This is a genomic window from bacterium (assembly GCA_030247525.1).
Taxonomy (GTDB): domain Bacteria; phylum Electryoneota; class JAOADG01; order JAOADG01; family JAOADG01; genus JAOTSC01.
The window spans coordinates 1-3011 of record JAOTSC010000258.1; the positions used below are offsets into that span (position 1 = coordinate 1).

General features: G+C 48.9%; 3 protein-coding genes. All 3 read left to right on the forward strand.

Translation table 11 applies throughout. The annotated features are described in order from the left end of the window. Nucleotides 1–526, forward strand: a 526-nt coding sequence (locus OEM52_14680; GenBank protein ID MDK9701380.1) for a helix-turn-helix domain-containing protein, incomplete at its 5' end; no start/stop codon positions are given. A 159-nt stretch (nt 527–685) separates the two neighbouring features. Continuing rightward, nucleotides 686–1801: a flavodoxin-dependent (E)-4-hydroxy-3-methylbut-2-enyl-diphosphate synthase gene (ispG, locus tag OEM52_14685; protein MDK9701381.1), complete on the forward strand. Its 1116-nt coding sequence runs from the start codon at nt 686–688 to the stop codon at nt 1799–1801. Between the two features lie 13 nt (nt 1802–1814). Next, the coding region (locus OEM52_14690) for a C25 family cysteine peptidase (protein ID MDK9701382.1) at nt 1815–3011 on the forward strand (1197 nt) is incomplete at its 3' end.

Here is a 3011-nt window from a genome sequence, read left to right on the forward strand (position 1 = left end):
AACTCTCAAAGTCGAAATGGGAGAGATGCCCCCTTCCGAGCAACGAGCCGAAAAAAAACGAACTCTGGAATCGACGCCAGCAAAAAAAACTGTAACCCCCGTTCGGAAGAAACCGCCGCTGTCGTTTCATTTAGCCGACCTACCGGAAGAGAAACCGATAGTCGTAAGTGAATTGCCTGGATTGCGTGAAGTGCGCTATCTTTCGTTGGAAGATGTTCACCAAGCCACAAAAATCCCGGTACGCCATCTCCAAGCGTTAGAGAGCGGCGATCGGAGTTTCCTCCCAGCAATAAACGTTCGGGCTTTTCTCCGGACTTTAGGTCGATACTACGAGGTCGATTGGCTGACTCTAAACCCCCCCGATGAACCCCCTAAAGCGGATATTCCGATTGTCTCATTAGAAGATGTTGCAGCGGGAGACGAAGAAAAACCTGATACCCCATTTACGCGATTCTTTTTAGGTACTTTACTGGTTGTAAAACGGTTGAAGCGCCGCCTAATTAACCGCGACAACGGTAGCGAATAGTATTTTCAAATCCTCCGAGTTTTCTAAACATTCAATTGCACCGGTGTTCGTGGACATTCCATCGAATTTGGATCACATCGGTGTTTCGTCAGTTGGCATTACGTATTTCATTTTGTATGATTCTTTACGAAATTGAAATCAATATCTGAGAGGAACGTTGTGCTCAAACCGCGACACCGAACCCGTGAAGTCAAAATTGGAAACATTACCATCGGTGGCGACAATCGAGTCGCTGTGCAATCGATGTGTATGACCCACACCCCCGACGTTAAAGCTACTGTCGAACAGATAAAGCGACTGGAAGAAGCACGCTGCGACATTGTCCGGGTAACCGGTCCCGACAAGGAATCCGTGCTTGCGCTTCCCGAAATTAAAAAACAGATTTCGATACCGTTGGTGGCGGATATTCACTTTAACTTCCGGATGGCGCTCGATGCGATGGAAACTGGAGCAATCGATAAAATTCGGATTAATCCCGGGAATATTGGCGATTCCGCTCGTTTCCGAGAGGTATTACGTGAGGCGAAAGCGCGAAACATTCCGATTCGCATCGGGGTAAACAGCGGTTCCCTCGAAGAGGATTTAATTGAAAAATACCACGGAGTTACCCCTCAAGGGATGATTGAATCGGCAATGCGGCAGGTGGAGCTGTTGGGGGAAGAAGACTACCATAACGCGGTCTTTTCGCTAAAGGCGACCGATGTCCCATTTATGATTGAAGCATATCGCGGCTTTGCGGCGCTATCCGATTATCCCCTCCACTTGGGAGTCACGGAAGCCGGCCCAGTAGGTGCTGGTACGGTGAAATCGGCGATAGGCATCGGAACGCTGCTCGCTGATGGTATCGGTGATACGATCCGGGTGAGCCTTACCGCGGACGTTGTAGAGGAGATAAAAACCGGATTTTCGATACTTCGCTCGCTAAACCTTTACAACGACGGCGTTAACATAATCGCTTGTCCGACCTGTGGTAGAATTCAGGTCGATCTTGTGAAATTGGTCGCCGAAGTGGAGCGACGGGTGTCACATATTCGCAAGTCGATCAACGTAGCCTTAATGGGGTGTGCCGTAAATGGTCCAGGAGAATCGCGAGAAGCTGACATTGGGGTTGCATGTGGCAAGGGTTCAGGCTTATTGTTTAGAAACGGAGAAGTTGTCCGGAAAATTAAAGAGGAAGAGATTGTCGACGTTTTAGTTGCGGAAATCGAGGCATGGGAACCCAATTCCGCAAATGAAAAGCCGAAACATACTCCAATCATGCTTATGAACGGCTAACACGGAGGCGAGTATGAAGAGGTCTTACCTGCGTTTTATAGCGCTCATTTTCCTGTTGAGCGCCGTTACGATTGCATCGGCAAGCCGTTGGCAGGGCTTGGACGAAGGTTTTTCGGTCGAGTATTCGAGTACCGATAGTATCCGGTTGCGTTGGAATGCCTCCAATGTAAATGCCCCTTATTTACGATACTTGCAGCGTGAAAACCCCTCGGTGGATGAACTATGTGCAGCATGTTGGGTCGCTGTTCCTCGCGGTAAACGTCCCTCGCTCACTCGTGTTACTGGTTTTCCCCAAAACGGCACAGTCTTTCTTGGCGATCCGCACTGTATGCGTGACCTCTGGATGGTTCCGATCAATGTGCAGATGTTAACTCCCGCACTTGCGGAAGGGAACGTCACAACCGGAACTATTACAATTTCTTTTGCAGTCGATACGAATTCTCCGAGTGTTCTAACTCGCGGCATTTCGACGGTGTTTTCTCCACTCTATCATACTTTTGTGCCCAATTTTAACGACGTTACCCCGAACAATAACATCTTTTTACCACCGCAAATTCTGGTGATTGCTCCGGCGACACTGGTTCCAACACAGACGAATCCACTGACCAGTTGGATAAATTGGCGCAAGTCGCTCGGCTGGCAAGTACGGGTTGCCACACTAACGGAAATCGGTGGTAATAATGTCACGACAATTCAGAACTGGATTCAAAATGCCTACAATACTTGGCAGAATCCACCCGATGCGGTTTATCTGGTAGGCGATGATTCTCAGATCGAAACGCCATTAACATATACCGACGATCCATCTACAATTTTCTCCAGCGGTAGCGGTGGACAACCGTTCCCCGGAAATTATTCCGATGACAATAATTATGTTCGGTTAGATGGTCCAATGTGGCGGACCTCAATGCCGGATCCCTTGCCCGATATGTTGATTGGTCGGATGTTAGCGGCAAGTGTCGCCGATGTTTCTACGCAGGGAACTAAAACCGCCTTCTATGAGCAGTTGCCAGATACCTGTACATGGTTGAATCGAGCGGTAGTAGGCGCCGATCAAGAATCGGAAACCCAACGGGCAACCAAACGCTGGACTGCTAACCGGATGTTGGAAAATGGCACGACCTATATCGATTCGCTCTACACTTCCAGTTCGGGAACAAATCTGAATGAACTAATCCGCACCGGACGCAGTGTCGTTAACTATCGTGGC